The organism is Streptomyces sp. NPDC059788 (genome assembly GCF_042732265.1).
Taxonomy (GTDB): Bacteria; Actinomycetota; Actinomycetes; order Streptomycetales; family Streptomycetaceae; genus Streptomyces.
The window spans coordinates 83,020-98,719 of sequence record NZ_JBHWHY010000008.1 but is presented as its reverse complement, the minus strand read 5'-3'; the positions used below and the strand labels follow the sequence as shown (position 1 = coordinate 98,719).

Annotated in this window: 19 protein-coding genes; 12 read left to right on the top strand and 7 right to left on the bottom strand. The window is 70.4% G+C overall.

All coding sequences use genetic code 11. From position 1 onward, the window contains the following. Positions 1–50 precede the first annotated feature (50 nt). The 5 genes from rpmG (at position 51) to ACFV57_RS09510 (ending at position 2,627) form a co-directional block, all read left to right on the top strand. Positions 51–215: a 50S ribosomal protein L33 gene (gene rpmG, locus ACFV57_RS09530; RefSeq protein WP_030019254.1), complete on the top strand. Its 165-nt coding sequence runs from the start codon at positions 51–53 to the stop codon at positions 213–215. An 8-nt stretch (positions 216–223) separates the two neighbouring features. Then, positions 224–478, top strand: a complete 255-nt coding sequence (locus ACFV57_RS09525; RefSeq protein ID WP_385227794.1) for a type B 50S ribosomal protein L31 — start codon at positions 224–226, stop codon at positions 476–478. Continuing rightward, complete coding sequence (locus ACFV57_RS09520) at positions 478–1,689, top strand: GTP-binding protein (RefSeq protein WP_385227791.1); 1,212 nt, start codon at positions 478–480, stop codon at positions 1,687–1,689. The genes ACFV57_RS09525 and ACFV57_RS09520 overlap by 1 nt, the downstream gene beginning before the upstream one ends. Positions 1,690–1,791: 102 nt before the next feature. Further along, positions 1,792–2,028 (top strand): 30S ribosomal protein S18, encoded by a 237-nt coding sequence (gene rpsR, locus ACFV57_RS09515; protein ID WP_385227788.1) that lies wholly within the window; start codon positions 1,792–1,794, stop codon positions 2,026–2,028. A 359-nt stretch (positions 2,029–2,387) separates the two neighbouring features. Beyond that, positions 2,388–2,627: a DUF397 domain-containing protein gene (locus ACFV57_RS09510; RefSeq protein WP_385227785.1), complete on the top strand. Its 240-nt coding sequence runs from the start codon at positions 2,388–2,390 to the stop codon at positions 2,625–2,627. Between the two features lie 152 nt (positions 2,628–2,779). On the opposite strand, the gene ACFV57_RS09505 is transcribed toward ACFV57_RS09510, so the two are convergent. Next, positions 2,780–3,280, bottom strand: coding sequence for an ATP-binding protein (locus ACFV57_RS09505; RefSeq protein ID WP_385227782.1), 501 nt, complete (start codon positions 3,278–3,280; stop codon positions 2,780–2,782). Positions 3,281–3,600: 320 nt separating this feature from the next. Between ACFV57_RS09505 and ACFV57_RS09500 the strand changes: the two genes are divergently transcribed. The 3 genes from ACFV57_RS09500 to ACFV57_RS09490 all read left to right on the top strand — a co-directional run bounded on the left by ACFV57_RS09500 (position 3,601) and on the right by ACFV57_RS09490 (position 6,800). Further along, entirely contained in the window at positions 3,601–4,464 is an 864-nt protein-coding gene (locus ACFV57_RS09500; RefSeq protein ID WP_385227779.1) for a helix-turn-helix domain-containing protein, read from the top strand. Between the two features lie 90 nt (positions 4,465–4,554). Then, positions 4,555–6,012 (top strand): aldehyde dehydrogenase family protein, encoded by a 1,458-nt coding sequence (locus ACFV57_RS09495; RefSeq protein ID WP_385227777.1) that lies wholly within the window; start codon positions 4,555–4,557, stop codon positions 6,010–6,012. A 242-nt stretch (positions 6,013–6,254) separates the two neighbouring features. Continuing rightward, on the top strand, positions 6,255–6,800 hold the full coding sequence (locus tag ACFV57_RS09490; RefSeq protein WP_385227774.1) for a DinB family protein: 546 nt from the start codon (positions 6,255–6,257) through the stop codon (positions 6,798–6,800). Between the two features lie 21 nt (positions 6,801–6,821). Here the strand turns inward: ACFV57_RS09490 and ACFV57_RS09485 are convergent, their stop codons facing one another. Continuing rightward, a complete protein-coding gene (locus ACFV57_RS09485; protein WP_385227771.1) occupies positions 6,822–7,568 on the bottom strand; it encodes a bleomycin resistance protein in 747 nt (248 codons plus the stop codon). A 96-nt stretch (positions 7,569–7,664) separates the two neighbouring features. On the opposite strand from ACFV57_RS09485, the gene ACFV57_RS09480 reads away from it, so the two are divergent. After that, positions 7,665–8,327 (top strand): PadR family transcriptional regulator, encoded by a 663-nt coding sequence (locus tag ACFV57_RS09480; RefSeq protein WP_385227768.1) that lies wholly within the window; start codon positions 7,665–7,667, stop codon positions 8,325–8,327. A gap of 29 nt (positions 8,328–8,356) precedes the next feature. On the opposite strand, the gene ACFV57_RS09475 is transcribed toward ACFV57_RS09480, so the two are convergent. The 3 genes from ACFV57_RS09475 to wrbA form a co-directional block, all read right to left on the bottom strand. Further along, the gene (locus ACFV57_RS09475; protein ID WP_385227766.1) at positions 8,357–8,983 is read right to left on the bottom strand and encodes a Uma2 family endonuclease; all 627 of its coding nucleotides are present in this window, start codon (positions 8,981–8,983) and stop codon (positions 8,357–8,359) included. Between the two features lie 93 nt (positions 8,984–9,076). Further along, complete coding sequence (locus ACFV57_RS09470) at positions 9,077–10,489, bottom strand: glutamate decarboxylase (RefSeq protein ID WP_385227763.1); 1,413 nt, start codon at positions 10,487–10,489, stop codon at positions 9,077–9,079. A gap of 16 nt (positions 10,490–10,505) precedes the next feature. Beyond that, a complete protein-coding gene (gene wrbA / locus ACFV57_RS09465) occupies positions 10,506–11,138 on the bottom strand; it encodes an NAD(P)H:quinone oxidoreductase (RefSeq protein ID WP_385227760.1) in 633 nt (210 codons plus the stop codon). Between the two features lie 344 nt (positions 11,139–11,482). On the opposite strand from wrbA, the gene ACFV57_RS09460 reads away from it, so the two are divergent. Together ACFV57_RS09460 and ACFV57_RS09455 are read left to right on the top strand one after the other, a co-directional pair. Next, a complete protein-coding gene (locus ACFV57_RS09460; RefSeq protein ID WP_385227757.1) occupies positions 11,483–12,532 on the top strand; it encodes a methyltransferase in 1,050 nt (349 codons plus the stop codon). A 304-nt stretch (positions 12,533–12,836) separates the two neighbouring features. Then, complete coding sequence (locus ACFV57_RS09455; protein WP_385227755.1) at positions 12,837–13,313, top strand: hypothetical protein; 477 nt, start codon at positions 12,837–12,839, stop codon at positions 13,311–13,313. Between the two features lie 63 nt (positions 13,314–13,376). Here the strand turns inward: ACFV57_RS09455 and leuE are convergent, their stop codons facing one another. Continuing rightward, positions 13,377–14,048, bottom strand: coding sequence for a leucine efflux protein LeuE (gene leuE, locus ACFV57_RS09450; protein WP_385227752.1), 672 nt, complete (start codon positions 14,046–14,048; stop codon positions 13,377–13,379). 117 nt (positions 14,049–14,165) lie between these two features. Here leuE and ACFV57_RS09445 point away from each other — a divergent pair, with 117 nt between their 5' ends. Further along, positions 14,166–14,924, top strand: coding sequence for a MerR family transcriptional regulator (locus ACFV57_RS09445; RefSeq protein ID WP_385227749.1), 759 nt, complete (start codon positions 14,166–14,168; stop codon positions 14,922–14,924). A gap of 106 nt (positions 14,925–15,030) precedes the next feature. Here ACFV57_RS09445 and ACFV57_RS09440 read toward each other — a convergent pair whose 3' ends face one another. Next, complete coding sequence (locus ACFV57_RS09440) at positions 15,031–15,402, bottom strand: YbjQ family protein (RefSeq protein ID WP_385227746.1); 372 nt, start codon at positions 15,400–15,402, stop codon at positions 15,031–15,033. Between the last annotated feature and the right edge of the window lie 298 nt (positions 15,403–15,700).

The following is a 15,700-nucleotide window of genomic DNA, read 5'->3' as shown; positions in this document are numbered from 1 at the left end:
GGTCAGAACCTCCTAATGAAAATGGAAACCATTTCTGTATAGTAGCGCCCATGGCCCGCAACGAACTACGACCCGTGATCAAGCTCCGGTCCACCGCCGGGACCGGCTACACCTACGTCACCCGCAAGAACCGCCGGAACGACCCCGACCGCCTGGTGCTGAAGAAGTACGACCCGGTCGCCGGCCGTCACGTCGACTTCCGAGAGGAGCGCTGAGCAGCGTCATGAAGCCTGGAATCCACCCTCCGTACGGGCCCGTCGTCTTCCGTGACCGGGCCGCCGACTTCGCCTTCCTGACCCGGTCGACCGCCACCAGCGACAAGACGATCGAGTGGGAGGACGGCAACACGTACCCGGTCATCGATGTCGAGATCTCGTCCGCGAGCCATCCCTTCTACACGGGGACGGCGCGCGTGCTGGACACCGCGGGGCGCGTCGAGCGGTTCGAGCGCCGTTACGGGAAGCGCGGGGCCCGCTGATGGGCGGCCCGTCGCGGGAGGGCGCGCCCGGCGGCCCGGACGGCTCCGGCGGCGGTGCCGGGGACCGGCTGGCCGTGGTGATCGTCGGCGGGCTGCACTCGGACGCCCGCCGAGCCGCCGTCGAGCGGCTGCTGCGTGCCGTGCCCGGCAGCGTCGCACTCCACCACGACCTCGCCCCGGCCGCCGAAGGAACGGTTCGCCGGACCGTGCGGGACGCCGGGGGAGTGCTCGACACCGGTGCGGCGCCGCTGGTCAACGACTGCGCCTGCTGCGCGCTGCGCGAGGACCTGGTGCCCGAGCTGGAGCGGCTGGCCGCCGGCCGGACCTGCCGGCTGGCCGTCGTCGAGCTGTGGGACTCCGTGGAGCCCAAGGCCATGGCCGAGGTCATCGCCGACTGCGGCGGCGAGGCGCTCGCGCTGACCGGCGTGATCACCGCCGTCGACCCCGCGCTGCTGCTGCCGTACCTCGGCTGCGGCGACGACCTGGCCGAGGCCGGTCTCGCGGCCGCGGCCTCCGACCAGCGGACCGTCGCGGACACCTGGGCCCGGCAGCTGGAGTACCCGCCGGTGCTCGCCATCGCGCCCGGCGAGGAGGGCGGTGACGCGGCCGACCTGGCGCTGCTAGCCCAACTGCACCCCACCGCCCGGCAGGTGGACATCGCGTCCCCGGGGGAGCTGGCCGCGGCGGCGCTCGCCGGGTTCGACGTGGAGGCGGCAGCGGCGCGGCAGCACCCGGCGTGCGCGCTGCTCCCGCAGGAGGCGGACGCGGACGGTGTCGGCACGCTCGTCTGGCACCGCTCCCGGCCGTTCCACCCCGCGCGGCTGTACGCGGCGCTGGAGGACCTGACCTGTGCGGCGGCCCGTAGCCGCGGCCGGTTCTGGCTCGCCGACCGGCCGGACACGCTGCTGTCGTGGGACGCGGCGGGCGGCGCCCTGTGCGTCGAGAACGCCGGGCCGTGGCTGGCCGCGCTGCCGGACGCCGCCTGGGAGCTGGTGCCGCCGGTGCGCCGGGCCGCTGCCGCCCTGGACTGGCACCCCGAGCACGGTGACCGGGCGCAGCATCTGGTCTTCACCTCGCCGGGGCTGGACCGCGACGGCCTGGTGTCGCTGCTGGAGTCCTGCCTGCTCACGGACGAGGAGTACGCGGGCGGGCCGCGGGCGTGGAAACGGCTGGCGCCCGCCTTCGACGAACTGCTCGACCCCGTCTCGTAGCGGGCCTGTCCGCCGCCGTACCGATATCGCCGCCACCCGGCGCTTCGCCATTCGCCGGTCCGCCCGGCCGTCGCCGGGCCCGTTCACCGTCAGGAGCTTTCCTTGCCCCGCCGTCACGACCCCCGTAAGAAGTCCGTACCGCGACCCAACCCACTGGACGCAGCGCGCGTCACTTACATCGACTACAAGGACACCGACCTTTTGCGGAAGTTCATCTCCGACCGTGGCAAGATCCGCAGCCGCCGGGTCACGCGGGTGAGCGCGCGGCAGCAGCGGCAGCTGGCCCGTGCGATCAAGAACGCCCGGGAGATGGCGTTGTTGCCGTACTCCTCCAAGTGAAACGGGGGGCGGCCTGTTGCGGGGGGAGTGATCGGGGGCATGGGAGCGGGGGGAAGCGTTCCGGCTGGTGAGGCGGATGCTGCGGGTGGTTTTTCCGTGAGGTGGGAGTGGTGTGAGGTGCCTGGTGATGTGGGTGCGAGGGGCAGTGATCGACGAGCTGTGACCGGGCTGCCACGGCCCGTCGTGCACGTGCATCCGGCCATGCATCGGCATATGAACGCGGCTATGATCCCCATCAGTTGCAGTTGACACCGGTTGCCGCTGTCCGCACTGCTGCTGACAGAGCATCACCGACCGCCGACCGCTCAGCGCGCCGCACTTCCCTCGCCGCTGACCACCGCATCCACCGGGAGACACCTGTGCCCGACGCATACAACGGCATGGCCGCAACGGATCTCCACGGTGTGACCTGGCAGAAGAGCAGACACAGCAATTCGCAGGGCTCCTGCGTGGAGTTCGCGCGGCTGCCGGGCGGGGAGATCGCCGTACGCAACTCCCGCTTCCCGGACGGCCCGGCGCTCGTCTACACCCCGGCCGAGGTCGAGGCCATGATCCTGGGTGTCAAGGACGGGGAGTTCGACCACCTGATGCGGGACTGACGAGGCCCATGAGGCTGACGGGGCCCGGCGCGACGGCTACGGCACGCCCGTGCCCGCGCGCCTGCCCGGACGGTCCCGGCCGTCCGGGCAGGCCGGCGGATGCTCCAGGGCCCCCGGGCCCCGTGCCCCCGAGGCCCCGGAGCGTCCGCCGCTCAGGGCAGCCGGAACTGCGCCCACACGATCTTTCCGTGCGGCGCGCCGGTCAGCGGGTGCCAGCCCCAGCCGTCGCTGAAGGAGTCGACCAGGAACAGGCCGCGGCCGGACTCGGCCCCGGCGTCCGCCGGTTCGGACTCCGGGGACGCGTCGCTGGAGTCGCGTACCGCGCACACCAGCCGGGACGACCAGCGCATCAGGTGCAGCCGGACGGGCGGCTCGCCCGGCTCGTGGGGACGTTCGTACCCGACGGCCGCGCCGACCGGCTCGGCGTGCCGCAGGGCGTTGGTGACCAGTTCGGAGACGACCAGGGCGACGCTGTCGAAGATCTCCTCCAGCTCCCACCGGCACAGCGTCTCCCGGGTGAACTGCCGTGCGCCGCGCACCGATTCGTACCGGGGCGCGAGCGAATACGAGACGGAACCGGAGATGGCCAGGGGGTCGACGGGAGGAAAGCCCTGCCATAACGGCTGGAGCATGGACAAAACCTTGGTCCCCATGCGAGGCACTCCTGGCATTCGCGGACGTCATGATCCAGGCCGGGCAGCCGAATCCGACGGTCTGGCGGATCTTTCACGAGCGTGCATGTGTGCGCTGTCCATGGTTCCCAATGCGTACGCCAGATGCAAGGGCAGATGCACGTGCACGCGCCCTGTTTGGGGGCGGCCGTGCCACTTCACGCGTATTTCTTCCTACGTGTTCTTGTGGAGCGGGCCCACGGACCTCACACATCAGTAACCGGATGAGCACTCAACGAAGCACGGACGTGGCAGACTGCGGGCCACTGTTGGACGGGGTGGGCCATGGGAGGGTCACAGAGGTGTCCGCAAGTGAATCGAGCGGGTCCGTGGTGCGGCGCATCCTGCTGGGAGCACAGCTCCGCAGGCTGCGCGAGTCGCGCGGGATAACCCGCGAGGCGGCCGGATACTCCATCCGCGCCTCCGAGTCGAAGATCAGCCGGATGGAACTGGGCCGCGTGAGCTTCAAGGCACGGGACGTGGAGGACCTGCTCACGCTGTACGGCGTGAACGATCCACAGGAGCGGGAAGCGCTGCTGGTGCTGGCCCGCGAGGCCAATGTGGCGGGCTGGTGGCACAGTTACGGCGACGTACTGCCCGGCTGGTTTCAGACATATGTGGGGCTGGAGGGAGCCGCATCCCTCATCCGCGCCTACGAGGTCCAGTTCGTGCACGGTCTTCTGCAGACGCAGGAGTACGCGCACGCCGTCGTCCGCCGCGGTATGCCTGGGGCGAGTGCGGCGGAAATAGACCGCCGGGTCGCGTTGCGGCTGGAGCGGCAGAAGTTGCTGCTGGCAGAGCGCCCGCCGGAGTTCCACTGTGTGCTCGACGAGGCGGCGCTGCGCCGCCCGTACGGCGACCGGGAGGTGATGCGCGGACAGCTGCGGCACCTGATCGAGCTCTCCGAGCGGCCGAATGTGCGGTTGCAGGTGGTGCCGTTCAGCTTCGGCGGGCACGCCGGGGAGAGTGGTGCCTTCACCACGCTCGGATTCCCGGAGCCGGGTCTGCCCGACGTCGTGTACCTGGAACAGCTGACCAGCGCCCTCTATCTCGACAAGCGTGACGAGGTCGCGCAGTACGCCCGGGTCATGGACCGCCTCCAGGAGGACAGTCCGAATCCGGCCGAGACCAGAGACTTGATACGTGGTCTACTCCAACTGACTTAACCCGTAGGTAGCATGAGTTCCAATCAGGAGTCAGCACCCCCCGGCTAGGGCGCTCCGACCGGCGCCCTGTCCTCCAGATTGGGATTTCGCATGTCCTTCTTCGACGACTTGGCGTACCAGTACATCGACGGCGAATGGCGGGCCGGAAGCGGCTCGTGGGACATCGTCGATTTCAATCCCTACGACGGGGAGAAGCTGGCGTCCATAACCGTGGCCACGGTCGAGGAGATCGACCAGGCCTACCGCGCCGCCGAACGCGCGCAGGGGGAGTGGGGGGCCACCAACCCGTACACCCGCCGGCTCGTCTTCGAACGTGCGCTGCGCGTCATCGACGAACGGGAGCAGGAGCTCGGGGCCGCGATCACCGCCGAGGTCGGCGGCACCCACGCCAAGGTGGCCTTCGAGCTCCACCTCGTACGGGAATTCCTGCGCGAGGCGATCCAGCTGTCGCTGCGCGCGGAGGGCCGCATCCTGCCGTCCCCGGTGGACGGCAAGGAGAACCGGCTCTACCGGCTCCCGGTCGGTGTCGTGGGCGTCATCAGCCCCTTCAATTTCCCGTTCCTGCTGTCGGTCAAGTCGGTGGCGCCCGCGCTCGCGCTCGGCAACGCCGTGGTGCTCAAGCCGCACCAGAACACCCCGATCTGCGGCGGCGGCCTGGTCGCCAAGGTCTTCGAGGAGGCCGGGCTGCCGGCCGGGCTGCTGAACGTCGTGGTGACCGACATCGCGGAGATCGGTGACGCGCTCATCGAACACCCGGTGCCGAAGGTCATCTCCTTCACCGGCTCGGAGAAGGTCGGCCGCCATGTGGCGACCGTCGCCGCGTCCCACTTCAAGCGCACGATCCTGGAGCTGGGCGGCAACAGCGCGCTGGTCGTCCTGGACGACGCCGACCTCGACTACGCGGTGGACGCGGCGGTCTTCAGCCGCTTCGTGCACCAGGGTCAGGTCTGTATGGCCGCCAACCGGGTGCTGGTCGACCGCGCGGTGGAGCGGGAATTCACCGAGAAGTTCGTCGCCAAGGTCAAGTCCCTGAAGGTCGGCGACCCGAGCGACCCGGCCACCCACATCGGCCCGCTGATCAACGAGGGGCAGGCGGAGGCCGTCGCCGCGGCGGTGGACCGCGCCGTCTCCGAGGGCGGCACCGCGCTCGTGCAGGGCCCGGTCCGCGGCACCCTGGTCGCGCCGACCGTGCTGGCCGGCCTGCCGGAGGACTCCGCCGCGCTCACGCAGGAGATCTTCGGGCCGGTCGTGACGCTGGTCCCGTTCGACGGCGACGAGGAGGCCGTACGGATCACCAACGCCACGCCGTACGGGCTCAGCGGCGCCGTGCACACCGCCGACATCGAGCGGGGTGTGCGGTTCGCCAAGCGCATCGAGACCGGCATGATCCACATCAATGACGGCACGGTGCACGACGAGCCGATCGTGCCCTTCGGCGGCGAGAAGGCCTCCGGGCTCGGGCGGCTGAACGGCGACGCGATGGTGGAGTCCTTCACCACCACGAAGTGGATCTCCATCCAGCACGGCCGGTCGCGGTTCCCGTTCTGAACGGCTGCCGCGGGGTCTCGGTCTGAACGGCTGCCGCCGGTGCCCGATCTGCACGACCGCCGCCGGTGCCCGGCCGGTCCGCGCGCCGGCGGGCGCACCCCGGCGGCTCCGTGGCTGAAAAAAATCGCGCGTCGGTCCGGACTTTTTTCAGGTTGAGGACAGCAGTTGTCCTCAACGGTTCGTACTGTTCTTCGTGTCGGGCCGCGGCAACAGCGCCGCGGCCCTCGCGAAAGGCGGACCTCATGCCCACTCACGTTCCGGCCGAAGCCCACGGCGACGAGCGCGGCGCGCTCCTGGCCTTCCTGGAGGCGCAGCGCGGCGGCCTGCGCCGGTCCGTGCTCGGCCTCACCGACGAGCAGGCCGCGCAGAAGCCGTCCGCCAGCAAGCTGTCCCTGTCCGGCCTGATCAAGCACGTCGCGGAGGTCGAGCAGGGCTGGGTGGAGACCGCCCGCCAGGTGCCGCACTCGATCGAGCGCGGCATGGACAACTGGCACCTGGGCTTCCAGCTGGAGGGCGAGGAGACCGTCGCGTCCGTCCTCGCCTTCTGGGACGAGGCGGCCCGTAAGACCGAGGAGTTCATCCGGTCGCTGCCGGACCTGAACGCGACCTTCCCGCTGCCCGAGGCGCCCTGGTTCCCGCCGAAGGCCGAGCAGTCGATGCGCTGGCTCCTGCTGCACCTGATCGAGGAGGTCGCCCGGCACGCCGGCCACGCGGACGTCATCCGTGAATCCCTGGACGGCAAGGACGCCTTCACCCTGGTCGACGAGGAGCGGGCGGCGCAGGGCTGAGCCGGGCCCCGCGCGCGGCCCTCAGTCCTCCCCGGCACGCAGGTCCGCCGCCCGCCGCAGATCGTCGCGCGCGGACTGCCGGTCGGCGTCGCCGAGTTCGACCGCGTCCGCGCGGTCGAGCCATGGCGTGGCCGCGTGCAAGCCGTCCAACTGCGCAGCCATCTCGGCGCGCAGTACGAGAAGGCGAACGAGCTGGAGCGGGGTCGGGCCGGCGCCGTCCCCCGTACCGGCCGTACTGTCCGCACCGGTCGTGCCGCCGCCCAGAGCCCGGTCGATGATGCGGGCGGCCGCGGCGTGGTCGCCCTTGGACTCGCCGAGCAGCGTCGCCTGGTGCAGGGCGCGCGCGTACCGCTCCTTGGGGACGGCCGTGTACTCGAAGCTGTCGGCGATCGGCATGCCGATCCGTATGCAGTTGCCGCCGGGGTCGGTCAGCAGGAACTGCCGTACGCCGTACGACATGTCCTTGAGCGCTCCGATCCGCGGCAGCCCGCGGGTCGGCACCCTGCCGAGCGCGGTTTTCAGGCCCGCCCGGAAGGACGCGTGGAGCCCGTCCACGTCGTCGGTCAGGACGTAGCAGGTGCTGTACGAGGTGGTCGGGTCATGCGCCTTCAGCCCGAAGAAGTGCAGCTCGATGCCGCGCAGGCGGACGGCGCAGTACGGGTTCGGGCTCTTCTGGTACGCGGTCGTCTCGAATCCGAGAGCCTGGTAGAAGTCGAGGACGTCGTCGATGGACGGGCACGGGAGGATCGGAATCACGGTCTCGGCCATGCCGGCGAGCGTAGAGTCTCCGGAGCAGGTATTCAAACTTGAATAGGGGGCGGTCTAGGCTGGCCGCAGCGCGAGCGTGAAGGATGCGAGGAAACGATGTCGGCGATCCGGCTGCTGGTTCTGGGGGCCGTGCGTCAGCACGGTCGGGCGCACGGTTACCAGGTGCGCAACGACCTCGAATACTGGGGCGCCCACGAATGGTCCAACGCCAAACCGGGGTCGATCTACCACGCGCTCAAGCAGATGGCGAAGCAGGGGCTGATGCTCGCCCACGACATCGCGCCCAGCCCGGCCGGCGGTCCGCCGCGTACGGAGTACGAGCTGACCGAAGCGGGCACGGAGGAGTACTTCAAGCTGCTGCGCGAGTCCCTGTCCCAGTACGACCGCAAGATCGACGAGCTGAGCGCGGCGGTCGGCTTCCTCGTCGACCTGCCCCGCGAGGAGGCCGTGGCCCTGCTGAAGGAGCGGGTACGGGGCCTGGAGGAGTGGCGGCTGTCGGTCACCGAGTACTACACGCCGGAGGACGGCCCCGAGCAACTCGGCCACATCGGCGAAATCATGAACATGTGGGTGAACTCGGCGGACAGCGGCGCCGAGTGGACCCGGGGCCTGATCGAACGGATCGAGGGCGGGGCGTATGTCTTCGCGGGCGAGGGGGAGCCGTTCGTGGGGGTGCTGGGGGAGGGAGAGGTGAACCCGTACGCGACGGGGGAGCCGGACCCGGAGTACGACGCCGAGGGGCCGCCGCCGGCCGGGTGAACGAACTCGCGCACCCGCCTGGCCGCCGGCTACCCGTCGATGAGGGAGTGCAGGTCGATGTCGACGGGGAAGGGGACGTTGGTCGTCATCTTGCCGGTGTGCGTGGGCTGTTCCGGGCTTGGAACGTATCTGCCTGCCTCGTGGTGCAGCCAGAACTCGTGCACCACGGGGAGGTCGTCCTCGTCGCGCTCTACGCGCCAGTAATAGTCGATGCCGGCGCCGGCGTACAGGGCAGGCTTGCTGAAGCGGTCTTCGAGGCGGGAGCCTGTGGAGACCACCTCCACAGCCAGTACGGCCTTGTCCGCGGGAATCTGGACCACTGTGCGGATGTCGAGCCCCGTCTCGTCGAAGACCACCACGTCAGGCTTGGGTGCATTGTGATCGTCGATCACGATGCACTGTTCGGAGTCGACCGCGTAGGGCCTGCGCCTGGCGCTCTCCAATTGGTAGTACAGCCGGTTCCGCACGCGGTTGTGCCACCACACGGCCATTCCTCGAACCACGATGTTCCCATCCACAAGATCCCAGTCGAATGGCAGCACCAACTCCTTCACCTGGTCGTACGTCCAGCCGTTCGCCGGCCGGTACATCCAGTTTTCCGGGGTTGCCCGCTCGCCCCGCCCGTACTCGGCTTCTGCGGCCATTGCTGCTCCCATGTACCGGATCGTGTACGCGCGCGTCGCCGTGCGTCCCGCGAACGACCGTAGCGCCACTCGTGCGGGTGACGAAGTGTGGCGCGCCCCTCCGTTTCAGTGATGGAACGCCGTGTCCTTGCCCGCCCGGCCTCCCAAAGGCCCGCCCTGCGCCCGCAGATCAGGCAGCAACCGTTCCAGATCCGCGAGGAACAGATCGCTCAAGTCGTGGGAGAACCCGTTACGGCAGACGATGCGCAGGACGGACAGGTCGTCGCGGTCGGGCGGGAAGGTGTACGCGGGGATGAGCCAGCCGCGTTCGCGCATGCGGCGGGAGACGTCGAAGACGTCGAAGTCCGTCACGCCGTCGGCCGTGGTGAAGGCGAAGACGGGCAGTTCGTCGCCGCGGGTCAGCAGGCGGAAGTCGCCCAGCGCGCCGATGCGGTCGGCGAGCGAGCGGGCCACGTCGCGGGTGGCCTGCTGTACGGCGCGGTAGCCCTCCCTGCCCAGCCGCAGGAACGTGTAGTACTGGGCGGCGACCTGGGCCCCGGGCCGGGAGAAGTTGAGGGCGAAGGTCGGCATGTCGCCGCCCAGATAGTCGACGTGGAAGACCAGTTCCTCCGGGAGGGCCTGCCGGTCGCGCCACAGGGCCCAGCCCACGCCGGGGTAGACGAGCCCGTACTTGTGGCCCGAGGTGTTGACGGAGGCCACGCGCGGCAGCCGGAAGTCCCACACCAGCAGCCGGTCCAGAAATGGCGCGATCATGCCGCCGGAGGCCGCGTCCACATGGACGGGGATGTCCAGCCCGGTGCGCTCCTGGAGGTCGTCCAGGGCCGCACAGATCTCCGCCACCGGCTCGTACGAACCGTCGAAGGTCGAGCCGAGGACGGTGACGACGCCGATGGTGTTCTCGTCGCAGAGCGCGGCGGCGGACTCCCCGTCCAGGTGGAAGCGCTCGCCCCGCATGGGCACCTGCCGCGCCTCGACCTCCCAGAACGCGCAGAACTTCTCCCAGCAGACCTGCACGTTCGCGCCCATGACCAGGTTGGGCCGGGCCGCCGCCGGATAGCGCTCGGCGTTCGCCCGGGACCAGCGGCGCTTGAGGGCCATCCCGGCGAGCATGCACGCTTCGCTGGAGCCGGTCGTCGAGCAGCCGACGGCGGCGGCCGGGTCGGGGGCGTGCCACAGGTCGGCGAGTATGGCCACGCACCGCTGCTCCAGTTCGGCGGTGCGCGGGTACTCGTCCTTGTCGATCATGTTCTTGTCGCGGCACTCCGCCATCAGGACGTCGGCCTGCGGCTCCATCCAGGTGGTGACGAAGGTCGCCAGATTCAGCCGGGAGTTGCCGTCCAGCATCAGTTCGTCGCGGACGAGCTGGTAGGCCGCGCGCGGGGCGACCGGGCCGTCCGGCAGGGTGTGCCGGGGCGGGGCCGCGGTCATGCCCGCGACGGGGTCGGCCTCGCCGTAGAAGGGGTTGACCGACAGGCCCCGCTTGTCGTCCTCGCTGGGTGCGCCCTCGTGGAGTGGCATGGTGGCCGCGTACCCCTCAGCCGGTCGCGGCAAGCCCCGCCTTCAGGGCCCGGGTGAACTTCACGACACGCCGCGCCTGGACGCCGGCGGCGGTGCGTCCTTCGTCGTCGAGCGGTGTCTCGGGGCCTCCGACGTGCGAGGTGCCGTACGGGTTGCCGTCGGCGAACTTGGCGGGGTCGGTGTAGCCGGGGGCCACGAGGATGCCGCCGAAGTGGTGGATCGTGTTGTAGAGCGCCAGCAGGGTGGACTCCTGGCCGCCGTGTTTGGTGGCCGAGGCGGTGAAGCCGCTGTAGACCTTGTCGGCGAGTTTGCCCTGCTGCCACAGTCCGCCGAGCGTGTCGATGAACTGCTTGAGCTGCGAGGCGACGTTGCCGTACCGGGTGGGGGAGCCGAAGATCACGGCGTCCGCCCAGAGCATGTCCTCGGGGGAGGCCTCGGCGATGTCGGCGGTCGCGCGCAGGTTCTCGGCCCAGGCGGGGTTCGAGTCGACGGCGGCCTGCGGCGCCAGCTCGGCGGCCTTGCGCAGCCGTACGTCGGCGCCGGCCTTCTCGGCGGCGTTCGCGACGGCCTTGGCGAGTGCGGTGACCGTGCCGGTCGAGGAGTAGTAGACGACGGCGAGGCGGACGGCCGGGTCGCTGGACTGGGGCATGGTGCTACCTCCTACGGGGCGACGATACGGGCATAGGGGATATTCGGCGCGCCATGGTCGCGTCCGGCCGCGTCTGGGGGCGTTCGGCCGTGTCCGGTCATGGTCGGCTGCGGCCGGACCGGAGGGCGCGGGGCGCTCCCTCCACCGTGACGTCCAGTGGGTGAAGCGTCAACAACCCTGGCCCGTAGGTGTGTTACCTGCGTATTGCGCCAGGCCGCGGGGCAACTTAGGCTTGCCTAACTTGCGCGGGACGGGGGGAACGTGTCCGCCGGCCCCGCCATGCCGTCACCCGGGCCGTCGACCCGGTACGGGAACGGTGCCCGAGGCGACCCGAAGGAGCGGACGTGGCAGCGAACGAGGAACGGGCGACACCGGCACACGAAGTCCGCGGAACCCTCTCGCGGCTGCTGTTCGGGCAACTGGCCACGTACGCCGTGGGCGCCGCCGTCCGGCTCGGCATACCGGACCGCATCGGCGCCGGCACCCGTACGGCGGACGACGTGGCGGCGGCCTGCGGCACCCACCCCCAGGCGACGCTGCGCCTGCTGCGCGCCCTGGCCGCCCTGGACCTGCTCACCGAAAGCGAACCGGGCGTCTTCGAGGCCACCGCCACCGGCTCGCTGCTGCGCAGCGACACCCCGGACTCCATGGCCGCCCTGGCCCGTATCTTCACCGAGCCGGTCATGACCCGCGCCCGCGAGCGCATGGAGGACAGCGTCCGCAGCGGCGAACCCTCCTTCGACTCGATCTTCGGTACGGACTTCTTCGGCCACCTGGCGGGCGAACCGGAACTGTCCGAGGTGTTCAACACCGCGATGAGCCAGGGCACCCGGCTCGCCGCCCGCGACGTACCGTCCCACTACGACTTCGGCCGCTTCACCACCATCGTCGACGTGGGCGGCGGCGACGGCACCCTGCTCGCCGCCATCCTGCGGGCCCATCCCGGGCCCCGCGGCGTCATCTACGACTCCGCCGAGGGCCACGCCCAGGCCCCCGCGAAACTGGCCGCCGAGGGCGTCGCCGACCGCGTCACGCTGGAAACCGGCGACTTCTTCGCCTCCGCGCCGGCCGGCGGCGACCTGTACCTGCTCAAGAGCGTCATCCACGACTGGAACGACGACCAGTGCGCCGACATCCTGGGCCACATCCGACAGGTGCTGCCCGCCGACGGCCGCCTCCTGATCATCGAACCGGTCCTCACCGACACGGTGCGGCCCGGTGCGACGGCCCTGCCCTACATGAGCGACCTCAACATGCTGGTCAACGTCGGCGGCCGGGAGCGCACCCGCGCCGACTTCGAGCACCTGTGCACCACGGCGGGCTTCAAAATCACCAGTCTCACCCCGCTGCCGGCCCCGGCCCTGTTCGTCCTCATCGAGGCCGCCGCGGTCTGAGCCGGTACGGAGCCGGCCGGGCCCACCCCGACCGACCCCGCCACGCGCCGCCCGGCAACCTGCCCGGCCGGGCGGCGCTGGGGTGTCCGCAGCCGGGTACGGGGCGAGGCCCCGGGCCGGGTACAGGTCACCATGTCGGGCTCGGCACACGATGTCGCGTCGCCGGACGGGATCGTGCATCTCGAATCGCCCCCTGCCCGGGGAGACTTCGACGGCCACGGCTACGCGGTCCCCCGGCTCGGTCCCGTAGCGAATGGCATTGGTGACGAGTTCACTGTTGACATGAACCGAAGGGGGACATGCCGTGCGGTTGGGGATCACTGGGCACCGTGGTCTGTCCGAGTCCGTCGAGGGCGCCGTGCGCGGCATGCTGCCGGCGCACCTGCGACCGTACGAACCCTCGGAGCTGTGCGGCGTATCCTGCCTCGCCGACGGCCCCGACACGTGGTTCGTGGAGATCGTGCTCGGTCTGGGGGGCCGTGTCGAGGTCGTCGTACCCGCCGAGAGGTATCGCGACGGGCTTCCGGAGGCGCACCGCGCCGCCTACGACGCCCTGCTCGGTCGGGCGGTGGACGTGCACAGGGCCGGATTCCGGGATTCCGGCGCCGAGGCGCATATGGCGGGCAGCGAGATTCTTGTGGGTCTGGTCGACCGGCTGCTGGCGGTGTGGGACGGGAAAGAGGCCCGGGGGTACGGCGGGACGGCCGATGTGGTTGCTCACGCCCGGCGTATGGGGGTGCCGGTCGACGTCATCTGGCCGGAGGGTGCTGTGCGGGACTAGTGGGACGGGCCCGGTTGTACGGGGCCGAGCGCGGGTGCGATCGGCCCCGTGGGGCCCGAGTGGTCATCCCGTGCTCGCCAGGGACAGCTTTGCGGCGAAGCCGAGGAACGCCGCCCCCGCGCCCGCCGACAGGCCGGCCGTCAGGCGTTTGCGGCGGCGGAAGGTGGCGGCCAGGTAGGTGCCGCTGAAGATGAGGATCGAGAGGTACGTGAGGCTGAAGAGCTGGGCCCAGGCGCCGAGGGTGAGGAAGGAGAGGACGGGGTGGGCGTAGTGCGGGTCGACGAACTGTACGAAGAAGGAGATGAAGAAGAGGATCGCCTTCGGGTTGAGGAGGCTGATGACCAGGGCGCGCCGGTACGGGCGTTCGCGCACTTCCCCGGTGGCGCCGTCGCCGGCCGTGGCCTTCTTGCGCAGGGTCTTCGCGGTTTCCCGGTTGCGCCACAGTGACCACGCGCCGCGCAGCATTCCCACCGCCAGCCACGTCAGATAGCCCGCGCCCGCGAATTTGACGACGGCGAACAGGATCGGGCTGGCCTGGAGGAGCGATGCGACGCCGCCCGCCGAGAGGGTCATCAGCACGGTGTCGCCGCACAGCACGCCGGCCGCAGCGCGGTAGGCGACGCGCGGGCCGCGGCGGGCCGCCACGGAGACGACGTACAGCGAGTTCGGGCCCGGCAGCAGGATGATGAGCGCGAGACCCGCCAGGTAGGTCGGAAGATCGGTTATCCCCAGCATGGGGGCAGGATGCCACTCGTGCCCCATCCGTCCCAGGGGTTTCCGGTATGCGGACTTGCACCTCACGTGGCGTGAGGACTCATCGTGGAGCGCGTACCGAGAAGGAGGGCGGGGGCAGTGAGCTACTCCGTAGGGCAGGTTGCCGGGTTCGCCGGGGTGACGGTGCGCACTTTGCACCACTATGACGAGATCGGGCTGCTGGTGCCGGGCGAGCGCAACCACGCCGGGCACCGGCGCTACGGCGACGCCGATCTCGACCGGCTCCAGCAGATCATGTTCTACCGGGAGCTCGGTTTCCCGCTCGACGAGGTCGCGGCCCTCCTGGACGACCCGGACGCGGACCCGCAGGAACACCTGCGGCGCCAGCACCAGCTGCTCAGCGCCCGGATCGGCAAGCTCCAGGCCATGGCCGCCGCCGTCGAACACGCGATGGAGGCACGGAAGATGGGCGTCAATCTCACACCGGAGGAGAAGTTCGAGGTGTTCGGGGACTTCGACCCGGACGACTACGCCGAGGAGGTGCGCGAGCGCTGGGGGAGCACCGACGCGTACAAGGAGTCGCAGCGCCGGACGGCTTCGTACACCAAGGAGGACTGGAAGCGGGTGACGGAGGAGTTCGACGCCGTCCACCGGAAGATGGCCGAGGTGATGGAGAGCGGGCGGCCGGCGGAGTCGGCCGAGGCGATGGACGTGGCCGAGGAGCACCGCCGGACCATCTCGTCCGGTTACTACGACTGCTCGTACGAGATGCACACCTGCCTCGGCGAGATGTACGTCGCGGACGAGCGCTTCACCGCCACCTACGAGGCCATCCGGCCCGGCCTGGCCGTCTACATGCGGGACGCGATGCTCGCCAACGCCGTCCGCAACAGCTGAGTCCGTACGGGGCAGGGGTGCGCGCCCCCTGGCCCGTACGGGAGCTGTACCGGTGACGGCCGCTCTCCAGGCGTTTTTGGACGTTCTCAGCCGCCTTCCGGCGCCGTCAGGTGCTCTTCGGGGCGATGACGACGGCGGTGCCGTACGCGCAGACCTCCGTGCCCACGTCCGCCGCCTCCGTCACGTCGAAGCGGAACATCAGCACCGCGTTCGCGCCGCGTGCCCGCGCCTGCTCCACCAGCCGTTCCATCGCCTGGTTACGGGTCTCCACGAGCGTCTTGGTCAGGCCCTTCAGCTCGCCGCCGATCATCGACTTCAGCCCGGCCCCGATCTGACTTCCCAGGTGGCGCGAGCGCACCGTCAGGCCGAAGACCTCGCCGACGACCCGCTGCACCTCGTATCCGGGCACGTCGTTGGTCGTCACCACCAGCACGTCGGCCTGCGCGGCCTGGCCGCCGCCGAACTCCTCGATGCCCATCGTGTGTCCTGTCCCTCCGTGCGGTGAGCCGCCTGGAGGCGGGCTCCTCGCCGGGAGCGTCTCACGGGGGTGGTGCGGGGGTGGGGGATCTGGTGGGTGGTGTCCGGCCATCGCGGCCGGTGTCCGGCCAGGTGGGTGGGGGAGAGGAGGGGTGTGAGGGGGGAAAGGTGAGGGAGGGGCGGTGTGGGCGTTCCGTACGGCGGGGGCTTTCGCGGGTGTGCGGAGGGGGTTCGGTGGCCTGGGCGGGCGGCTGGAACCAAGCCCCGTCATCCGGCGTTGATAGCTTTGGGCCGCACAC

What these genes read in the sequence shown, in the direction of transcription:
- ACFV57_RS09505 (WP_385227782.1), bottom strand. Translation starts at nt 3,280, where the DNA reads ATGGGGACCAAGGTTTTGTCCATGCTCCAGCCGTTATGGCAGGGCTTT.
- leuE (WP_385227752.1), bottom strand. Translation starts at nt 14,048, where the DNA reads ATGCTGGGGATAACCGATCTTCCGACCTACCTGGCGGGTCTCGCGCTC.
- ACFV57_RS09490 (WP_385227774.1), top strand. Translation starts at nt 6,255, where the DNA reads ATGCCCACTCACGTTCCGGCCGAAGCCCACGGCGACGAGCGCGGCGCG.
- ACFV57_RS09470 (WP_385227763.1), bottom strand. Translation starts at nt 10,489, where the DNA reads ATGCCACTCCACGAGGGCGCACCCAGCGAGGACGACAAGCGGGGCCTG.
- ACFV57_RS09525 (WP_385227794.1), top strand. Translation starts at nt 224, where the DNA reads ATGAAGCCTGGAATCCACCCTCCGTACGGGCCCGTCGTCTTCCGTGAC.
- ACFV57_RS09485 (WP_385227771.1), bottom strand. Translation starts at nt 7,568, where the DNA reads ATGGCCGAGACCGTGATTCCGATCCTCCCGTGCCCGTCCATCGACGAC.
- ACFV57_RS09475 (WP_385227766.1), bottom strand. Translation starts at nt 8,983, where the DNA reads ATGGGAGCAGCAATGGCCGCAGAAGCCGAGTACGGGCGGGGCGAGCGG.
- ACFV57_RS09520 (WP_385227791.1), top strand. Translation starts at nt 478, where the DNA reads ATGGGCGGCCCGTCGCGGGAGGGCGCGCCCGGCGGCCCGGACGGCTCC.
- wrbA (WP_385227760.1), bottom strand. Translation starts at nt 11,138, where the DNA reads ATGCCCCAGTCCAGCGACCCGGCCGTCCGCCTCGCCGTCGTCTACTAC.
- ACFV57_RS09440 (WP_385227746.1), bottom strand. Translation starts at nt 15,402, where the DNA reads ATGGGCATCGAGGAGTTCGGCGGCGGCCAGGCCGCGCAGGCCGACGTG.
- ACFV57_RS09495 (WP_385227777.1), top strand. Translation starts at nt 4,555, where the DNA reads ATGTCCTTCTTCGACGACTTGGCGTACCAGTACATCGACGGCGAATGG.
- ACFV57_RS09480 (WP_385227768.1), top strand. Translation starts at nt 7,665, where the DNA reads ATGTCGGCGATCCGGCTGCTGGTTCTGGGGGCCGTGCGTCAGCACGGT.
- rpmG (WP_030019254.1), top strand. Translation starts at nt 51, where the DNA reads ATGGCCCGCAACGAACTACGACCCGTGATCAAGCTCCGGTCCACCGCC.